The organism is Alcaligenes sp. 1735tsa3, from assembly GCF_024134565.1.
Lineage (GTDB): Bacteria > Pseudomonadota > Gammaproteobacteria > Burkholderiales > Burkholderiaceae_B > Alcaligenes > Alcaligenes phenolicus.
Genome location: NZ_CP099862.1, coordinates 2,164,938 through 2,183,451, shown reverse-complemented (window position 1 = coordinate 2,183,451; position 18,514 = coordinate 2,164,938). Strand labels below are relative to the sequence as shown.

General features: G+C 52.4%; 19 protein-coding genes and 1 pseudogene. 10 read left to right on the top strand and 10 right to left on the bottom strand.

Features of this window, described 5'->3' with window-relative positions:
• Window positions 1–6: 6 nt before the first annotated feature.
• The 4 genes from NIZ92_RS10080 to NIZ92_RS10065 form a co-directional block, all read right to left on the bottom strand.
• Entirely contained in the window at window positions 7–606 is a 600-nt protein-coding gene (locus NIZ92_RS10080) for a hypothetical protein (protein ID WP_254001863.1), read from the bottom strand.
• Between the two features lie 23 nt (window positions 607–629).
• Window positions 630–1,373 carry a DsbC family protein gene (locus tag NIZ92_RS10075; protein ID WP_254001862.1) on the bottom strand — a complete coding sequence of 248 codons (744 nt, stop codon included), beginning with the start codon at window positions 1,371–1,373 and terminating at the stop codon, window positions 630–632.
• Window positions 1,337–1,822, bottom strand: coding sequence for a PH domain-containing protein (locus NIZ92_RS10070; RefSeq protein ID WP_254001861.1), 486 nt, complete (start codon window positions 1,820–1,822; stop codon window positions 1,337–1,339). The genes NIZ92_RS10075 and NIZ92_RS10070 overlap by 37 nt, the downstream gene beginning before the upstream one ends.
• Before the next feature lie 92 nt (window positions 1,823–1,914).
• A complete protein-coding gene (locus tag NIZ92_RS10065; RefSeq protein ID WP_254003214.1) occupies window positions 1,915–2,721 on the bottom strand; it encodes a SprT-like domain-containing protein in 807 nt (268 codons plus the stop codon).
• Between the two features lie 152 nt (window positions 2,722–2,873).
• On the opposite strand from NIZ92_RS10065, the gene NIZ92_RS10060 reads away from it, so the two are divergent.
• The 9 genes and pseudogenes from NIZ92_RS10060 to NIZ92_RS10020 all read left to right on the top strand — a co-directional run bounded on the left by NIZ92_RS10060 (window position 2,874) and on the right by NIZ92_RS10020 (window position 11,692).
• Window positions 2,874–3,245 (top strand): hypothetical protein, encoded by a 372-nt coding sequence (locus NIZ92_RS10060; protein ID WP_254001860.1) that lies wholly within the window; start codon window positions 2,874–2,876, stop codon window positions 3,243–3,245.
• A gap of 231 nt (window positions 3,246–3,476) precedes the next feature.
• On the top strand, window positions 3,477–3,629 hold the full coding sequence (locus NIZ92_RS10055; protein ID WP_234354429.1) for an antitoxin MazE-like protein: 153 nt from the start codon (window positions 3,477–3,479) through the stop codon (window positions 3,627–3,629).
• Window positions 3,626–3,952, top strand: coding sequence for a type II toxin-antitoxin system PemK/MazF family toxin (locus tag NIZ92_RS10050; protein WP_254001859.1), 327 nt, complete (start codon window positions 3,626–3,628; stop codon window positions 3,950–3,952). Before NIZ92_RS10055 ends, NIZ92_RS10050 begins: the two co-directional genes overlap by 4 nt.
• Window positions 3,953–4,674: 722 nt before the next feature.
• On the top strand, window positions 4,675–5,445 hold the full coding sequence (locus NIZ92_RS10045) for a GTPase domain-containing protein (RefSeq protein WP_254001858.1): 771 nt from the start codon (window positions 4,675–4,677) through the stop codon (window positions 5,443–5,445).
• Window positions 5,442–6,050: a hypothetical protein gene (locus tag NIZ92_RS10040; RefSeq protein WP_254001857.1), complete on the top strand. Its 609-nt coding sequence runs from the start codon at window positions 5,442–5,444 to the stop codon at window positions 6,048–6,050. The genes NIZ92_RS10045 and NIZ92_RS10040 overlap by 4 nt, the downstream gene beginning before the upstream one ends.
• Window positions 6,051–6,345: 295 nt before the next feature.
• Window positions 6,346–6,886 (top strand): annotated as a pseudogene (locus tag NIZ92_RS10035) (tyrosine-type recombinase/integrase).
• Window positions 6,887–7,013: 127 nt separating this feature from the next.
• Window positions 7,014–8,066 carry a DUF3800 domain-containing protein gene (locus NIZ92_RS10030; protein ID WP_254001856.1) on the top strand — a complete coding sequence of 351 codons (1,053 nt, stop codon included), beginning with the start codon at window positions 7,014–7,016 and terminating at the stop codon, window positions 8,064–8,066.
• A gap of 101 nt (window positions 8,067–8,167) precedes the next feature.
• On the top strand, window positions 8,168–10,792 hold the full coding sequence (locus NIZ92_RS10025; protein WP_254001855.1) for an AAA family ATPase: 2,625 nt from the start codon (window positions 8,168–8,170) through the stop codon (window positions 10,790–10,792).
• A 291-nt stretch (window positions 10,793–11,083) separates the two neighbouring features.
• Window positions 11,084–11,692 (top strand): hypothetical protein, encoded by a 609-nt coding sequence (locus tag NIZ92_RS10020; RefSeq protein WP_254001854.1) that lies wholly within the window; start codon window positions 11,084–11,086, stop codon window positions 11,690–11,692.
• A gap of 219 nt (window positions 11,693–11,911) precedes the next feature.
• On the opposite strand, the gene NIZ92_RS10015 is transcribed toward NIZ92_RS10020, so the two are convergent.
• The 6 genes from NIZ92_RS10015 to NIZ92_RS09990 form a co-directional block, all read right to left on the bottom strand.
• Window positions 11,912–12,541: a hypothetical protein gene (locus NIZ92_RS10015; RefSeq protein WP_254001853.1), complete on the bottom strand. Its 630-nt coding sequence runs from the start codon at window positions 12,539–12,541 to the stop codon at window positions 11,912–11,914.
• On the bottom strand, window positions 12,538–12,840 hold the full coding sequence (locus NIZ92_RS10010; RefSeq protein ID WP_254001852.1) for a hypothetical protein: 303 nt from the start codon (window positions 12,838–12,840) through the stop codon (window positions 12,538–12,540). Before NIZ92_RS10010 ends, NIZ92_RS10015 begins: the two co-directional genes overlap by 4 nt.
• Window positions 12,841–13,055: 215 nt before the next feature.
• Window positions 13,056–14,684 (bottom strand): conjugal transfer protein TraG N-terminal domain-containing protein, encoded by a 1,629-nt coding sequence (locus NIZ92_RS10005; protein WP_254001851.1) that lies wholly within the window; start codon window positions 14,682–14,684, stop codon window positions 13,056–13,058.
• Between the two features lie 14 nt (window positions 14,685–14,698).
• Entirely contained in the window at window positions 14,699–15,100 is a 402-nt protein-coding gene (locus NIZ92_RS10000) for a hypothetical protein (RefSeq protein ID WP_254001850.1), read from the bottom strand.
• The gene (locus tag NIZ92_RS09995; protein ID WP_003799934.1) at window positions 15,097–16,488 is read right to left on the bottom strand and encodes an integrating conjugative element protein; all 1,392 of its coding nucleotides are present in this window, start codon (window positions 16,486–16,488) and stop codon (window positions 15,097–15,099) included. Before NIZ92_RS09995 ends, NIZ92_RS10000 begins: the two co-directional genes overlap by 4 nt.
• A gap of 19 nt (window positions 16,489–16,507) precedes the next feature.
• Window positions 16,508–16,771 carry a TraU family protein gene (locus tag NIZ92_RS09990; RefSeq protein ID WP_254001849.1) on the bottom strand — a complete coding sequence of 88 codons (264 nt, stop codon included), beginning with the start codon at window positions 16,769–16,771 and terminating at the stop codon, window positions 16,508–16,510.
• A 187-nt stretch (window positions 16,772–16,958) separates the two neighbouring features.
• Between NIZ92_RS09990 and pap the strand changes: the two genes are divergently transcribed.
• The gene (gene pap / locus NIZ92_RS09985; RefSeq protein ID WP_060185086.1) at window positions 16,959–18,488 is read left to right on the top strand and encodes a polyphosphate:AMP phosphotransferase; all 1,530 of its coding nucleotides are present in this window, start codon (window positions 16,959–16,961) and stop codon (window positions 18,486–18,488) included.
• Window positions 18,489–18,514 lie beyond the last annotated feature (26 nt).

Here is an 18,514-nt window from a genome sequence, read left to right as displayed (position 1 = left end):
GTTTTTCTACCGTAATACTAATTTTCTATCGCATGCCGGTACGTGTTTTCCGTGCTGGATAATTCGGAAATGTGCCGTCATATTTTTTTCGTCAAATGCAAATTCTGTTTGATTGACATCACCAGGGTGGTCAGGCGGGAAGGGATAGAGATGACAATAGTTCTGAAACTCTTGAGTGCGCGACTGAGAACCTTGAAATTCTGTCACTCGCAATGGGCATGTCTCGTACATGTCTTCAATCCCACTGCCATTACCAGGCTCTGTGCATCCTGGTGTCCCGGCTGAACTAAAGATTGAAAATGTGTACTGCACACCTTGATTCGTAACTGAGCTAACTAAAATGAAAGAAGGCAGTCTTGTTCCGTCATCGTCCAGGGGTGCAGAGTTGATTTCTTTATTCCAGACGGTTCTGGCTAGGTTCATATCTGCACGCGATACATCAGGAACATTTATTCTGCCGTAATTAAATGAAACTATAGCCATAGGTCGCCATTGCAGATGGTTTTTTGTGTCATCCTTATGGTTTATGCTTGTTTGGGCCAGTGTTGCATTTGTACTGGCCAACGTGATTGCAATTGCTAGGACTGACGCTGTGCTTATTTTCATTTCCTATTCCCTTAGCGTGATGTTTAAGAAGCATCTAATTCTGCAATAAATTGCTCTGGAGGTGTTGCGCCAACTAACCGCTTTCCGTTGCCCAATATAACTGTAGGTGTGTTAGCAATATTGTTTGCTTCTCCAAACTTTAAAATCTCCACCAGACCAGAAATGTCACAGTCCTCACGGCCATCAATATTTCGACCATTCATGACCATGTTCCAAGCGGTGTTTCGGTCTGGTGAACACCAGGCTTTGCGGGCGATGGGGGCTGATTGCGGGTCAATAACGGGAAAGACAAATCGATAGACCGTTACGTTTTCCAGTTGATCGACGAATTCTGTGAACACTCGGCAGATGGGGCAGAGCGGATCCTCAAACACGGCCATCTTGCGTTGTCCGTTGCCATGGACTTGCACAATGGCTTGACTCAGCGGTAGTGATTCCCATGGGATTGTGTTGAGCTTTTCAAGGGCTGGTGCGGTCACATCGCGGCGGTCTTTCATGTCCATGAGGGCGCCGCCGACAAATGCGTACCGCCCGGTCGAGTCGCTGTAGAAAATCTCGTTGCCACTGGTGACCTGGTAGATGCCGGCAATAGGCGTGGTTGAGATGCTATCGATGGGGACAGAACCTTGAGTGTGTTCCTCAATAGCTGCTTGCACGTCAGACGGTACGCCTTGAGCCCAGGACGCTGTGGCCAGTCCCAGGCTAAGGCTTGCACTGGCTGCCAGGCGAATCAGCAAAGAAGAATGGGAATAGGTTGAGGTAAGCATTGTTCGACAGCGTCACGAATAAGTTGGGAGACGTGCTGAGGGCTAGCGATCGCGCTGATGTGCACGGTCGGCGTCGAGGCGTCAGTGGTTTGCAAAACGACACGGCCACGGCCGAACAGGGCTTGAAAGAGGGTGCCGGAAACGGCGATGTCTTTTACCCGGTATAACTCCAGGGTTTCGACACGTTTGACGAGGATCCCGCTGTACTCCAGTAGGCGTTGGTTCGTCAGTTCATAGCGATGATTGGCAACCTTAAGGTATCGGTAGATCGCCCACAGGACAGGAATGACTGTCCAGCAGAACAGGATAGCGACTATGAACCAGCCCGCATTGATGAGCTGGCCTTCTGTGCCTACCCAGATAAGTTCTGTCTCTCGCGTGGAAGCAGGAGGCGCAATGTGGCTGGCAGCTGCCTGTGATAGTGGAGTAGGAGTGTCGAATGGGTCCATGTGGCCACTGTAGGGCCGCATGAAGTGTGTGTCTGTTCAAACCCTTGGGCACATAACCAAGGGTTTCGACTTGACAAGCCTTTAAATCAATTCTAGGACGATTCGCTCTTGGTGCTTAGTCGAGCTGCGTCCGGCGATGTGAATGGGCTTTCACAGGATCCGCAGATAATCTTCAACTTTGGTTTACCCCAGACGCTTGTGCCGCATGGGCAGACGTACTTCCATCGGTTTGAATTGCCGGTGGGTTTTACTGGCATACTCTCGTCGCCCTGGGCGGCGGTGCTTGTGGAGGTGGCACTGGATGCCAAAGCTTGAGTGAGTGCTGGAAGTGCGATGTATGGAGGAACTCCACCTCCTACTGAGATGTCCAAGCGCTCAGCGGCGCTACGAGGTGCGTCGGCATGTGAGAAGCGATCGTACCAGGTCAGACAGAATGACTGGGTGAGCAGATCGGCGCACGCTTTCACAAATTTGCCATCCTCAATCGCATAATCAACCATGAGTTGGCCAGTGCGAGCGCCACCAGGTTGGCCAGTCGAAGAGGGCATCAGTCCAATCGCTTCCATCTTCGAGGCCCACTCTTCATTGTGATACCTGCCACGCCCAGGCTTGCCGAAATGGAATTGCCAGAGATGGCACATTTCATGTACCAAAGTCTGCATAGTTTCGATCAAGGGCACGACGGCAAAGTAGGCCGGGTTCATCGCTATTTCGTCTGTATAGGTGCCTTGAGCATCCACAAATCGCTGGCTTGAGAAATAGCCCATTGAGCGTTTCTCGCGTTGCAACGTAATCAGACAGTTAGGCAACCTTCCGCCGAACAGGGCGTTATTGAAGTGGTCGTAGGCTTGTTGCAGCTCGGTATATGTTTGATGGGTCGGTACCGTTCTCTTGTTCATGGTGGTCTTGAAGTATGAATTTGTATTGCACAATACACTACATTTACCGTCAAAGCATTGGCCGAATTTGAGCTTGGAGACAGTTAAACTAGTCACTGCGTGAGATTTCGTGCTTCTGAAATTGCAGTTTTTTAAAGCCTATATGGAATGAAATGAATACATCTAACATTGAGGCCTTGGCCAGCATTTGGGCACGGATCGCTGAGGAAACGGAATTCCCGACCGACTACGAAGGGACGGCCACGCCTGAGGCGCACCAAGCTAGCATAGCAATACACGAACTGATTCGGGAGCATATCGTCGCGACCAACGACATGCGGCTGTTCGGCCTGCTGCACTTGCTGGGGCAGGCGTCGCTGCGTATGGAGCAGGTGCTATGGCCGGAGGAATACGAGCGGATGGCTCGCGAGGTTGAAGAAGCTCTGGGTGAAGTCAGTGATCCCAATACCAGGTTGTACACCCATGAGGAAGTTATGCGGGTGATGCAAGAGCGGAACCACCAGGCACGAAGCAAGCTCCGTTGATGGGGGGATGTAATTGACGGCTGTTTCGGCTTGAGCGCAGGGACCCTGGGCTATCGATCACGAACTCAAGGAGCCTTGTCTTGGCATTATCCAACAATTGCTGAACTGGATGTTGCATGTAACGGGTGATAACCGTACTATAAGTGCATAGTTATGGAGGTCAAGATGGCAAATGTAAATGCAAGAGTTCAAAAGCACCGGGACTCGCTCCGGCAAGCAGGATTGCGCCCAGTGCAGCTTTGGGTGCCTGATACCCGTCGGCCTGATTTTGCAGCGGAATGCCGTCGTCAGGCGCTGCGGGTAGCCAAGGCAGATAAGGCTGACGTGGATACAGAGCATTTTATGGATGAGGCTCTGGCTGACCTGGATGGTTGGACAGAATGAGGCGTGGGGATCTAGTTACTGTTGCAATGCAAGGGGATTTTGGAAAGCCTCGGCCTGCCTTAGTGATCCAGGCGGATTTATTTGCTGCTCATTCCTCGGTCACTGTACTTCCAGTGACCAGCACTATTGTGAATGCGCCCTTATTGCGCATTAGCATTCAGCCAGACTCAGAAAATGGTCTCCAAAAACCATCGCAAATTATGATTGACAAGGCATTGACCGTTAAGCGAGATAAGATTGGCCAAGCCTTTGGGTATGTTGGTGCTGATACACTGGTGGAAATTGAACGGTGCCTTGCTGTTTTCTTGGGAATCGCTAAATAATGCAGAGTTTGGGGAGGGTGGAGGCAGATGAAATATGCTCTGAAACTAGCTCGACATGGAAGTATTTTTCTTGCAAGGGTGATGTGGATCGGGCTAACGCTCGTGTTTGATTTTGTTCTATGGCTAATAAATTCAAGCAATCAAAAAAATTTGACCAGTATGGCCGCTCCAGAGGTCCCCGATCCTTTGGATCGTGGGCATCCCAACTGGGAGCTTTACTGGGGGGGACCATGAGTGACTGAGTTGTTCCTCAACGACTGTTTTCGGCCAGAAGCGGACAGCCCGATACTCGGAAACTATAGGTTTGCCTAAACGCACAAAAGCGATTCATACTCAATTAATATGTTTATACTCCCCCGTTCTTAAGCTACTAATATTGGCCTGCACTACGTCGTCCATTTCAGTTAGCTTAACGCTCTATTGAGATAGTTTATGAAATGCGATAATTTAGACGATAAAATTGATACTTCCGATAATGATATGGAAGAGTGTGGTAACTGTAACGGCAGCGGAGAAGCAGATTGTCCAATGGAATATGGAGGGCCATGCCCTGCCTGTGGTGGAAGCCAGAGGGTTTTCTGTAATGACTGCGAGGGGGCGGGCTGGCAAGAGCTATATTGAATTTATCAGTTCAAAATCTTAGGCACAATACATAATTTATATTAATAATCTCCGTCGCGCGTTAATGTGCGTTGTTGGTGGAAGGCAGGGATATATCAATAATGAAAGAGAAATTAATTGTAGGGATACTAATCGCTATAGCAAAACCGGCATTTGATTTGATGGTCAAAGTTGGGACATGGGGAGTGGATCAGGCAAAGCAGGCGCCTGAGGCCTTCAAGGATTTTATGAAATGGTGGAATGGAAAAACGATTGCAGTTATAGGTGCTACTGCCTCCGGCAAGAATAGTTTTTACGATTGCCTACTAGAAAAAGACCCTCCTAAAGAACATATCCAAACTAGAGGGGCGGAAAAAGTAGATTCGTTTACGGTAAAGCGCAGTATTCAAGGCCTTGAAACTATTGAGTTTAGATGCAAGCGATCAATAAATGTGGGCGGGGAGGTTGATGAGCGAATCCGGTATTGGTCTCAAGCTTGCAGTGATGCGGATTTTATTTTCTATCTGGTGGATATGGAACGGTTAAATACCCCAGATCTGCATGATACATATCACTCACGCATTGGAGATGACCTTAAATGGCTTGGAGCTAATCTCAGCAAGTTCAAGGAGGGGTGCAAGATACATCTGTTATTAAACAAAATCGACAGAGTATTGGAAATCCCATCGTTTGTTGATAATCGGAGAGAGTTCATTGAAAATGAACTAGCTAAAAAAATAGCAGATATGGAGAATAGAACAAAATCAATTCTTGACCGAAATTCCTCGGCGCTGAGTGGCGTCTCACCAATGTGCATGGTGGAAAAAGATTTATTTAACTATCTGTTCGATGGAGTTCTGATACGAATCTACGGCCAGGAGCAACCAGAATGAAGTGTTTTTTGCTTCTTCCCGACTTTTATCAATCTGGCGAGATAAATGTGTGGGGTGACGGTATGTCATTGCCCGTGCCTGTAAGTACGTGTAAGGATATTCCACTAAGAGAGTTCCCAAGTTGCTTTGTGCTGGGGATCCCAGAATCATTGCTGCGGGCTAATGCCCAGCAAGATTTTGTATATGCACAATACGTACGGCTTAATTCTAGGCGAAGTGTTCTTTCTTTTTCAATTCGAGGAGGGAATGACAAATCCGGCAGGACTGTTGTTTTAACGATTCTTCAGTTGCTGGATAAGGACGAGTCGTTGATATTCCCGCCGGAAGCGCCACGAAGTTTACCAGACTCAATAGATAAAAAAATGATCATAGAGAATCGGATTTTGGATATGAGGAGGTCACTTCAGTCTGATTCGTATTCGAATATAAAAGACATGATTTTAGCAGTAGATAAATATCCAAAAATCCGAAGCTTTGCAAGTGAGCGTGCTGATTCGTTGGCTCAGAGCCCTCAGTGGGTGCCAGGTAAAAAAAAAGAATATAAATTTTTGGTAGGGATTTTTACTATTGTTATCTTACTAGCCATATTAATAATTGTGATCTGATTCATCTTAGAGAATTATGATTTAGTTGGTTATCGACACTCTAATAAGCAGTTAATGACTAACAATTCATTCGAGCTGACGCCGCTTCGCTGAGTAGCTTAATCTATTCGTTAGATTTTGTTGCTTCTTTTGGACGAGATACATCCCAGACAGCTTAGGGTCGCATAGCGACCCTCCGTAGGAGCACATTGAATCTCCCTTTACGCGAAAGGAGATTGTCATAGAATCCACGAATGTCACCGTTGGCCATGGTGTGCCATGGAACAAAGACAAACTCACCGGGTAGAAGCTACCTATAAAGCTAGGAGAAATTTGCGCAATCTGAACGAGACTGCTGATGGCGTCGAACGTCCGCGAACTCGCAATGTTCAATCTCGCAATCGATAGCAAGCTTCAAGCGTGTGATCTCACGCGATTGCAGGTGCAGGACATCCGTCACGGAAGCCACGTAGCCACGAGAGCAACCGTTATGCAACAGAAGACCCAGCGTCCGGTGCAATTCGAGATCACGGGGCAAACCCGTGAGAGCGTTGAAGCATGGATCGAGACGCGAGGGCTAAAGGCGGCGGATTTTCTGTTTCCGAGCCGGTTGCATACGTCGCCGCATCTGTCGACACGGCAGTACGCCCGGATTGTGCATCGCTGGGTCGCATCGATTGGACTCGACGATACCCCGCATATGGCACGCACACTATGCGCCGTACAAAAGCCTCGTTGATCTACCGTCGGACGAAGAATCTTCGCGCAGTACAGATGCTACTCGGGCATACGAGCTGGAAAGCACAGTTCGCTATCTCGGCATCGAGGTCGACGATGCTCTTGAGATGGCTGAATAAACAGAGGTTTAATGCATCCTGGCCGGCGAGCGTTCGCCGGCCGGCCAATAGCGGCCTTTGCACCATGTCCGAAGTCTATACTGACCGTATCATCATCTGAATCCGCCTTGCTTTAGGGGGCTGGAACTTGGAGTGTTTCCGAATCGACGAAAGCGGCTACACAGGCTTTGACCTGCTGAACTCGGAGCAGAGGTTTCAAGGCGCGACGGCGATCGCCATTGACGACGCCGAGGCCAGGCGCCTGATCCGCGAGCACTTTCCGACGCTGCAGGCGGACGAGCTCAAGTACCGGGCCCTAGCGCGACGGCCGCCCAACCGCCCCCGCCTGATGGCGCTGCAACGCGACTTGCTGGGCCACCACAAGTGCGTGACCTACGTCTGCGACAAGCGCTACCTGTTGTTGCTGATGTTCCTGGATTACGCCGTCGAGCCGTTCTACTACGAGCGCGGGATGGACTTCTACGAGGACGGGCAGAACTACGCGCTGGCCTCCCTGCTGTACACGGTGGGGCCAACGCTGCTCGGGCGAGGCGCTCTCGACCGCCTGCTGGCGAGTTTACAGCGCGCGGTGAAGGAGAAGAGCCCGGCGGCGCTCGTCGACCTGGTTCAGGCTGCGCGCGCCTCGCGCTGGCAGGAACTACCGGAAGCGCTGGGGCCCTTGGCGCAGTTCGCCGCCCCCGAGTGCCTGCGAGCGATCGCCACGCCAGGCGTCAGCACGGATGCCGCCCTGGTGGTGCTGCAGTCCCTGGTCAGCCGGATGGAGACCATGGCCGACGGTCCGTATCGGGTCGAGCACGACCAGTCGAAGAACCTGCTCAACTACCATGACTTGCTGCAGCGTTACATCCGTCACGACGACATGGTCACGTTCCGCCAGTCGGAGATCGCCAGCATCACCTTCCCGCTCAAGCTCCAGTTGGTAACGCAGGTTGATTCTCGGAACAGTCCCGCCGTGCAACTGGCGGACGTGATGATCGGCGCGGCCATCGAGGCGGCGAACACGCTCACGGGACAGCGTACCGGCGCGCTGGACGCCCGGGAGGTGATGGCGCTGTATGCCGACCACCAACTGATCCACATGCTGCCCTCGATCGATTTCGACGAGCAGAGGCGCTTCCGCCAAGGGACGCAGGCGGCCAAGGTCATAGACTATTTTGCAGAGAACTTCCATACGCCATAACCGCGAAGGGAAGCACGATCCACCCGCCGCTGGGGCGTGGGTGGCCGATCAGTACCGCCAAGGACGCCATCCAGAGCGTCTTTCTGTGTAGGGAGGGCCGCATGGCAAGCATCGTCTCGGAGTACCACCGCTTCTTGGCGCACTTGGCGCAGCAACACGTGCACGACGACGTGCGCCGGCTCGCGCACCTGGTGCTCGATCACCTGCAGCCACTGGCCGAGGTCGGTGCTGCGCGCCGCGGGCGATCGACGCGCCTGACGCCGCTGGCCATCGCGCATCTAGCGCAGATGCCTGTCGCCTACGACGGGGAGGCCCGCGGCCCCGAGAACGGGCCTACGCTCGGCAGACTGCATCAGCTCGAAGTCGGGCCGTTCCGGGGATTCATGCGCCAGGAGACGTTCGACCTCAGCCATGACATCACCCTGGTCTACGGCGCCAACGGCACCGGCAAGAGCAGCTTCTGCGAAGCCCTGGAAATGGCGATGCTCGGTTCGATCAGCGAAGCGCAGGTCAAGCGGGTCGACCAGCGAATTTACTGCAACAACGCTCGCCTGCGTCGCCACGTCGCGCCGGTCCTGTCATCCAGTGCGGCGGAAGAAGCGCAGGCCGTCCAACCCGACGAAGGCGAGTACCGCTTCTGCTTCATCGAGAAGAACCGTCTCGACGACTTCGCCCGCATCGCCGCGCGGACCCCGGGCGATCAGCGCCAGCTCATCGCCACCCTATTCGGCGTGGACCAGTTCAGTGAGTTCGTGCGCGGCTTCAACCCCTCGCTCGATCAGGACCTGATGCTTGCCGGCGTGCAGGCGGCGCAACTAGCACAGCGTCGCCTGCAACTGGCGAATTCCGAGCAGACGATCGCCGCCTATCCGCAAAAGATCGTAGCGATCGAGGGCCTCGAACAAGCCTTGGCGCAGCGCATGTCGCCTGGCGCGACCTACCAGGCCTGCGTCGACTGGTTGCTCGGTACACCGCAGCAACAGGGACGGCTGCCGTACGTCCAGGCACAATTGGACGCCAATCCACCTGCCATCCATGCAGTGACACAGGCCCGTCTGCAGGCGTTGCTAGCAGAGGCCTACCGCCTCCAAGGACTGTGGCAGGCGTCTTCCGCACAACTCGCGGCCCGCGCCGGCGAGGTGTCGTACGCAAAGCTCTACGAGGCCGTGCTCACCCTGGTCGACGGGGCGACCGCGTGTCCCGCATGCGGCACGGGACTGGCCGCCGTGGCTCAGGATCCGTTCGCCAGGGCGCGAACGGGCCTGGAGCAGCTCGCGCAGCTGGCCGCCCTGCAGCAACAGGAGGCCGGGCTTCGGACGCAGTTGAGCGAGGCGGTCCGAGCGCTGTGGGACGAGATGCGCCGCGTGGCGACTGCAGCTGCGGCCGCCTGTCCTGCCGACTCGCAGGCCGCTGGCCTGCCGCTGCTGCCTCCCACGCCCGCAGGCAACTGGCTTGACGCCTGGGTGGATGACGAACAGCGCGCCTGGCAAGCCCTGCTGCGGATCGCCGCGACCATCGAAGGCTTCGACGCGCAGGCGCGTGACGTGCACGCCCAGCGCGACGCGTTGGCCCAGGAACGGGACCGCCTGCAGCTGCATCAGCTGGAGATTGAACGACTGCGGACCATGCGCACGGCGGCCGATCAGGACCTGGCCGCCGCACACCAGACCGTGGTCCAGTTCGACGAAGCAAACCGCGACCTGATCCAGGCCGTTGCGGCCGAAGTACCGGTAGTGGCGCACCATCAGCGGGTCAAGGCAGCCTACGACGGTTTCCTGCCCGAGATCCAGGCCTACCTGGCCGCTTTGCCGGGCGTGCTGCTGCAGGGGTTGGGAGAGCAGGTCCGCCATCTGTACAACGCATTCAACCGCGCCGACCCGCCCGGCGATCTGCTTCACGCGCTGTGGTTGCCGGTGGCGGAGAACGGCAAGATCGAGGTGGAATTCGCTGGCGAACCGGGCGTGCGCTACGACGCGTTGATCATCTTCAGTGAAGGGCATATCAAATGCCTGGGCCTGGCGATTCTGCTCGCCAAGAATATCGCACAGGGCTGCCCCGTGGTCATCTTCGACGACGTCGTCAACGCGATCGACGACGACCACCGCGACGGCATCTGGCGCACCTTCTTCGAGGACGGCTTGCTCGACGGCAAGCAGGTCATCCTCACCTCGCACGCGGAGGAATTCCTGCACCGCATCCAGCAGGAGTTGGGCGTGCGGCGCGCCGCGGCCATCAAGCGCTACAAGTTCCTCCCGCATCAGGGGGAGCACGAACTGCGCGTCGACAGCGAACCGCCCACGAAGAACTACGTTCTGCTGGCCCAGCAGGCATTGGCGGCCGACGAGAAGCGCGAGGCACTGCGCCAGGCTCGGCCGGCGCTGGAGAGTCTGACGGATCGCCTTTGGACATGGCTGGGCCGGCGGGCGGACGGTCGGATCGACATCAAGCTGGGCGGACCCCGCTCGCCCTGGGAGTTGAACAACAAGTGCAGCAAGTTGCGATCGGCGGTCGATCGCATCGCGGCGCAGCACGCCGGTGCGCCGCAGGCGGTCGCCGCGCTCGCCACTCTGCTCAATGTCAGCGGCGCGAGTATCGAGTGGGGATACCTCAACAGCGGCGTACACGACGCCCAGCGTGACCATGAGTTTGACCGTGCCACTGTGCGCACAATAGTGGAATCCGTCACTGCATTAGATGCAGCACTAGAAGCGTTGCAGAACCGCTGAGCAACCGCCTTAGGTCGTCCGAGATAAGGTTGATTGAGAAATATCGACCTCGCCCAGCATCCTAGACCCATGACCGATGCCCAATCGATGTCCGCTTTGGGTCGAACATTGACCTACATTACTCGCCATGGCTGAGATCAGAATTTTTTAACTTATCTAAAAATTACTAAAGCGATGTGCCTTCCAGTTCAAAAATAATAGAGTATTCTTCGAGCTAGACATGCACATATTGCGCCTTCTAAGTCTAGTTATACCAAATAGATAGATTCAACCAATCCTAAAAAAATCTAAATGAACGCATTCTTAAAGTATCTTTTTGACACGATTGCAATCGACGTTGATCACTTGTACTCATACTTATCACCTGTCGAAATTAATTATTTAGAGAAGAGTATTAAATCACAAAATGACTTTGAAAATGAATTTTATACAAATGAAAACGGTGATAATTTGGAGGTTTTACTTTATTTTATGAATTGCCACAAAAATGACATTGTTGCTCTTTTAAAAACGCCAAAACAGAGTGAAATTCTAATTCGCCTGTATACATCTGGTTGCATATCTGGAGGATATGATTGTTTTCGCTTTGATTTACATAAATTCGATAAGGTCTACGAATCAAAAAATAATTTATTGAAGCTATACCGGGTTGGCCGAGTCGGAGAGACATCTGGTGATTTAGGAAATTCATGGTCTACTAGCCCATCAGGATTGAAGAATTACTGCTCGGCATCATCAATAGACACATCGAGTAGGCCTGTGTTTTCTATAGAAATAAATGATTCCGAAGTTTTGTTTAGAGGCGACAAGCTGGAAGATGAGCTGGTGTTGAAACCAGGATTTGATTTCATAAATTTTGAATTATTAGATGATTATGAAAAACAAAATTTTCTCAGTTAGATTATTTTTTTAATTGCAAGCATCACCTACCCGGTTCTCAAACAGCCTCGAATACTGCGCGTGGTTTACTTTTTTTCGTTAGTAGCTTGACTGTCTGCTTCGGGGCGAAAGTGGTCAGCCTTGACCGGCTGCAATCGACCCAGAGTAGATCTCACTAATGCCTGAATTAAGCCTAAGCCGCGCCTTCAAGCGTCATCGGACTGAATGAATTTTTAGCACTCACGCCACAGCAACAGCCTTGGCAAGAATTTCCCGCTCAAGTTGTTTTAGCTTATCTGAAACGGGGACTCGATTCACCGGGTGTGCCTGGTCCACCTTTGCTACCACTATCGATAGCGATTCATCTGATGCTTCTCCAAGAAGAGCAGAAACGCGCGACGAGATGCCACAGTGATTTTCGTCCCAGAACAGCACGTCACACTCATAATTAAAGTTCTTAAGGGTGTCGAATGCACGTCGAGTCAGATTGCTGCTCCCTATGGCAGCTACAATAGGCTCACCCTGCGACTTTCCAATGAATACTTTGGCATGCCACTTATCCCCAGGGAGACGGAGTGGCGTATGATTAATACACTTGGAACAGCAGTGCGAGGCTATTCCTTTGGTAAAGTCTGAATAGCTGACCTTGCTACCTTTGTAGTAACCAACTGTCGTTAGATCGAGGTTATGGCAGCAGCGAGAGATGCCTGAGAACTTGGCGGCACTGATGCTATATGACAAATCTTCTTGGAAAAAGCCGCTGCAGAGCAACGCACTGTCCACCTCAGGCATGTTTAGAGCAGCCATCACGGCTTCGCTGAATTTATTCTCTGAGAGCTTATTTCTTAAGAAGAATGCGACACTATTCATACGGGAGATAATGGATTAGGTAAGTCGTCCGGCCATGTTACTTTTATAGCCACTTTCTGGTTGTCAATTGCTTTGTAGAGGATTTTTCCCACATCCAAATGAATTAAAAGCTCAAGTTTTGTTAGATAACCTCGGGCATAATTTCCAGCGTGAACGAATACTTGTGCATAATCTTCCGGTGGAAGCAGACACGGCGGATAAGTAGAAATCATTGAGATTAATGATTGCTGATAGTAACACCAAGAGCGATGATTGAAAGGCTGCTTGTTGCCGAAAGCAATTTTTTTTAATACCCACATGGCTTGATTAGTTGCTGCTTTTTAGATCAAGCTAAAGTATAAATATTTAGGTTTTCGTTGTCATGTAGTGTGCTTTTTCCAAAATTTTTTAGCTTATGTATTACCGAAAATTTAGCATGGTCAAGTAGGAGCTGATAAGAATACAGTGTAACTCTAGAAATCGTATCGGCTTCCTATAACGATAAGTACGTTGTGTCTGCTTCCTCTTATTCATGTTACTTCTTTCCACCAAACATTTTTCCTAATACCGGGACTCGTCCCGAGGCGGCTGCAACGTTACCACCGTCACTCATCACTCTATCGATACCACCCGCAACTTTAAATCCAGCCCAAGCCATCATTGCTGACCAAATAATTGGTAAACCGACATACAACGACAATAAAATCGTGTTCAGTACCATTCGTTTGTAGCCCGCTGGAATGGCCCCTTTGCCTATCATCATGGCTTCTTGAACAAATATATTTCCCAGGGCACCGGGGTACATAGCGTTGATTAGGTGGCCATCGATCCAAGTGGCGATGTACCACATCGACGCCCACATCTTGATAGTAAGAATGGCCATGGCACCTAAGAACAATACCCGGAGACTGAAACCGCTGACCAAGGTGGCCAAGGGTAGAAAAGCGTAGATACCCATGAGGACCAATGCTTGAATCATGGGTAACGAGGTCACTAATAGCATCCATGCCATGCTGGCCATGAAAGCTGCCCCACCAACACCGATTGTGCTGCCAGCCCCCGTTATTGTTCGACCTGCGATTGTGGCCGCGTCATAAGGGGAGCCCATTACCTGGTCGAAATCAACAAAGACTGGATTGGCGGCGGTTGACGCCAAACGAGCCACTTCATCCTTTTGTTTGTCGAACGACGTAAAGGTGAGAACGTTCGCCGCTCTGGATGCGAACGCTCGAACACCTGGGCTGCCATCGATCAGCTTTTCTCTTAGCTGATCCTCCCACCATTGCTTGCAGGTTGGGCGTCCAAACTCTGGGTTTACGGCACCGGTGACTTGTGGATCCACGTCGCTCGATGGGTCGTAGTACTCCGTATCGCGGGAGTAATCGATCGCAAAACCAGTTACTGGTGCACGACTGCGCATGGAGGCGTAATACCCAGGCTCAGTTCTGAAAAACTGGCTGCCCATCCAATCCACATCGGTAGGCCCATAGTCGGTATTGGATTCTGCCAAGATCGAGGCACCTGATGCGCTGATTCTGCTGCGATCGCTGCGCAAATACTGACTGCGTGCCGGGATAAAGCATTCGCTATAGAAGCGTTGCACATCACCGAGCAAGGCGGGGTCTTCGATTGTGGCATTCTTGGCCATATCCTCCAGAACCCGCATATCAGATCCAGAATTATTCATGCCATTGCGAAAGGCATTGTTGATCCCAGAGCTGATGGACATGATGGAATACCACCATAGGGGCACGTTACTCAGCCCGCTGGCCTGGCTCATGCTTCCATCAATAGCATCGCGTAGTGCCGTATCGTAGGTGCTGCCACTGGCTCCAGGCGTTGCCTCTACAGGGTTCGGGTTGTCAATCGAAGGAGGGGGCATGTACGACAAGCGCGCATACGCTAGGCTTGTGATGGGCGATGTGAAAAAGCAAACAGACATCACAAACAGCATGACGATGAGCTGCGTCTGTACGCTTTTGATGACACCCATAACGCCGATGTCTTGCATTCCCCGCTGGCCAGCTTCGCGCCAGGCATTGAGGATTACCACTAGAAAGGGGATGACGACCAAGCCGGTGCCGGTCACGATCTCGCCAAAAATATTGGCAAACGCCCATCCGTAGAAAGTGGTGAAGAGCTCAAGATAACTGTCTAGTTGCATGGCGTATTCCCCAGCTAGGCCGCAATGAGCGCTGTCATCCAGCGCCAGATGCGGTCAAGGCCAATCGGAATCAAAACTAAGTACAGCGTGGCAAATGCCGCCACCTTGCGGCGGCTGGCCAGCACGGCGTCATATTCGAATCCTTGAACAATATGTCTGGCTTGGAGCCAGCGCACGACGGCTGGCCAGCGCCAAATAATGAGTAGTGCTGCCAGACATTGCGCGATTGCTCCAATATCTCGTACTGACGATGTCCCCTCAAGAAGGCTCAGAAGTTTATGTTCCTGTCCGATAAACGACTGCGCTAGTGCGCCGAGCAGCCCAATGAGCAGGAGAAATCCGGCCAAACCGATAGCGAGCCATATCAGTGCTCGCCACAGCCAGCTGCGTTTTTTGGTGAGAGAGACTTGTGTCATAGTCCAGGCACCCGTCCACCCACTGCTGGGGCAGGATCAACAGGGTTGCCACCCGGTACGTTCAGTGATTGTGTGTCAATGGCGGACTGGGTGTTGATGATCGACAATGCCGTCTGGGACGTCAGATCCTTGCGGATCCGAGCCTCATACATCAAGTCGTCAATGTAGCCACTTAAGCGATCGACCGAAGCCTGGGTGTTTTGGATGGCATCTCCTGCGGCCGTAACCTCCGGTAAGGTCAGACCTGTCATCAACACGCTACGCGCCACCAGTGCTTTATTGATCACCCGGTGCATCGCCATTTCCTGAGCAATGCGGTTCACAGCGATGCTGCGGGTGTCAGGCGGCATTGCTCGTAAGGAGTCAAGCAACTGAGGAGACACGGCAAAGCCAGGAGCTGAGATTTCTGCGAGATCGGCATAAGTGGCCGAATTCGATGGGTTGGCCATTGCCTCAAGCTTAGGCTGGACGAAATCGACTTCGGCTTCATATTTGGGCCCCAGGCCGCTGGAGGTCACGACCGTGGTTGGGGCAGGGCAGTGATGTTGCCCGCAGGTATAGACCTTCTGATCCCCAAGGACTTCGGTTGTCCATTGGGCAAGTTCTGCCGGTGATTTAAACGCACGAACCAGGCGAGAGTTTTTCTCGGCAGGTGAGTTACTGTAGTCCGTGGTCTCTGATGCGGTGATTGGTTTGTTGAGGGTAGCGTTATAGCCTGCCACAGAGAGATCTCGCACCGGCTCAATAGGTCGGCCTCCTACACCCCCGGCATTTTGGCCAAAGACCCATGGCACCCCGGCTTTATTGGCCTCTTCATTCTTCTCAATGTCGATTTTTGCCTGGTAAATATCACCTTGCGCGGAGGCCTTGATCTTCCAGCCTTCACCTTTGGCCATTTTGATCCAATCCTCATAGGGGTTCTGCCCCGCTTTGACCATAGCCTCCATCTCTTCGCAGGATTTAAGGCTGGCCCCAAGCAGGAGATCCACCTTTTGCGAATAGTTCTGAAAAATCTGATACAGACCTGGCTGTGCGCGTTGCAAGACGTACAAGGGGAGGGCAGCGATACCAGATTGAATCGCCCCAGTCACCGTCTGGCCCAGGTTGTTGAGGTTGTTCATAATGTTGGCCCAAGATAGGCCTATATCAAACTTGCCACATGAATAGTTCAGTCGAGCGTTTCCTCCAAAACCTAAGTTGTGAGCGACCTGGCCACGATAATTTGCGGAGCCGCCAGGCGAGCCGCCTCCCATTCGGTAATACAGCGAAGAGCCGCGTACGGGTTGCGCGTAGGCGTCGGGCATCACGCTCATGGAGGTCAACGCAAGAGCCAGCATCATGGCGGCTGGTTTCAAGCGCAGTGTGAACGGGCGTTGTGGTTGTTGCATAGATCTTCTCGTCCTTCGCTTAAGGGATGCTGTATAAAAACTCACCACGGATGCGGCAGCAGTCATAGTGGTTCCACATATTCCACATATAGCCATCGGCACCATCGGTTTTGTAATCGCCAAAGCTGGCCAGGCTCATTGAGTCATCTGCACCAAAGGTCATGCACGAGCGCTGAGCGCTCGGGTAAATCATCTGCCAGGTAGTGGGCTTGGAGGTGGGGAAGTACTTGTAGCCACTATCGGGTTGGAGACGCTTGTAAATGTGGGGCTGTGCCGACTTCAAATATAAATCGCATAATATATATTATGTAAAGTCAGTAATCGATAGACTTTAGCCCCATTCCCTTAAGCACCTGTTTTTACCGCTTTTCACTCCTCTCTCTTCTTCCGGATTATTTTTGCTCTGAAGGTAGTTAAGTCTTCCCTTGCATGGTTATAGTGAGCAGCTATGTAAATCGGAGCAAAGCACCATGGGCCATGTACTACAGTTTGCCGAACGCGATCCCAGCTTGAGTGATGACTTGGCCAAGGCGCAGATTGAAATCCTGCGTGAAGCCTTGCTATCCAAGCAGTACGAACGTCTGGATAAGGCAGATCAAACCCTGCTGATCGTGGTGGCAGGTATGGACGGTGTGGGTAAAGGCTCTGCTATCAATACCTTGAACACGTGGCTGGATCCGCGCCATGTGCACACTCTGGCGTTTGGCAAGTTAAGTGAAGAAGAAGCCATGCGCCCTTTGATGTGGCGTTATTGGAATAGTTTGCCCGCTCGTGGTCAGACGGGTTTGGTGTTTGGGTCCTGGTATGCGCCTTTAATGAAAGAGCTGGGCCGTAAAGAACCGGATCCGGCCAAGATTGCTTTGTATACCCATCTGATCAATCGTTTTGAAGCGCAGTTGGCGTATCAAGGTGTGCAGGTTCTGAAGCTGTGGTTCCATCTTTCTGCGCAGGCTCAACTGGATCGATGCGCTACCTTGATGTCTGATCCTAGTACTGCCTGGCGTGTCAGCAAGGCTGACCTGAAAGTTCATAAGCAATTCAATCGTTTGCGCAATGCAGCGACGCAAACTATCAATCTGACCCATCGGAATTACGCCCCTTGGGTTGTTATCCCTAGCGCAGATAAGAACCTGCGTGATGTGTCTTTGGCCAAGGTGGTGTTGCAGGCCATGGACAAGCCTATTGTCCCGCGTCAGGTGAAAGAGCCCCATGCCTTCCCGTTTCGCTTGAACGTCCCGACTGCTTCGCTTCAGTCCCCTCCTCCTGAAGAATCTGTGCAGGATTACGACGCCGAGCTTTTGCATTGGCAGGGCCGTTTATCCTGCGCGGTACGTAGCAAAGCTTTCCGCAAGCACTCTTTGGTACTGGTGTTTGAGGGGCGGGATGCAGCGGGTAAAGGCGGCACTATCCGCCGTTTGACCGAAGCCCTGGACGTGCGCACTTACGATATCCACCCTATTTCTGCCCCTAATGCTGTGGAGCTGGCACGCCCTTATCTATGGCGTTTCTGGCGCAAACTGCCGCGTCTGGGGGAAATCTCGATTTTTGATCGATCCTGGTATGGCCGTGTGCTGGTGGAGCGGGTGGAAAAATTGATTTCCCGTGCCGCCTGGCATCGTTCTTACGAGGAAATCAACGAATTTGAGGCACAGTTGCTGGCCAACGGTACGGCTGTGATCAAGTTCTGGCTGGATATTGATAAGGACGAGCAGCTCAAACGATTCAAGGCCCGCGAGGAAACGCCCTTTAAGAATTACAAGATTACGGAAGACGATTGGCGTAACCGGGAGAAATGGACGGCGTATCAACGTGCTGCAGAGGAAATGTTCGCCCAGACCGATACTCACATGGCACCTTGGCATATTGTGCCCAGCAAGGACAAAAAAGCCGCCCGTATTCAGGTTCTGCGTACGGTCGTCGAGACGCTGGAGTCTTTGGATGAGCACATGATCAGCCTGAATGAGCCGGCCTTGTCTGATCAGGTCAGTGAGCAGGTATAAGGCTACACGTGCTTTGTTACCGACAA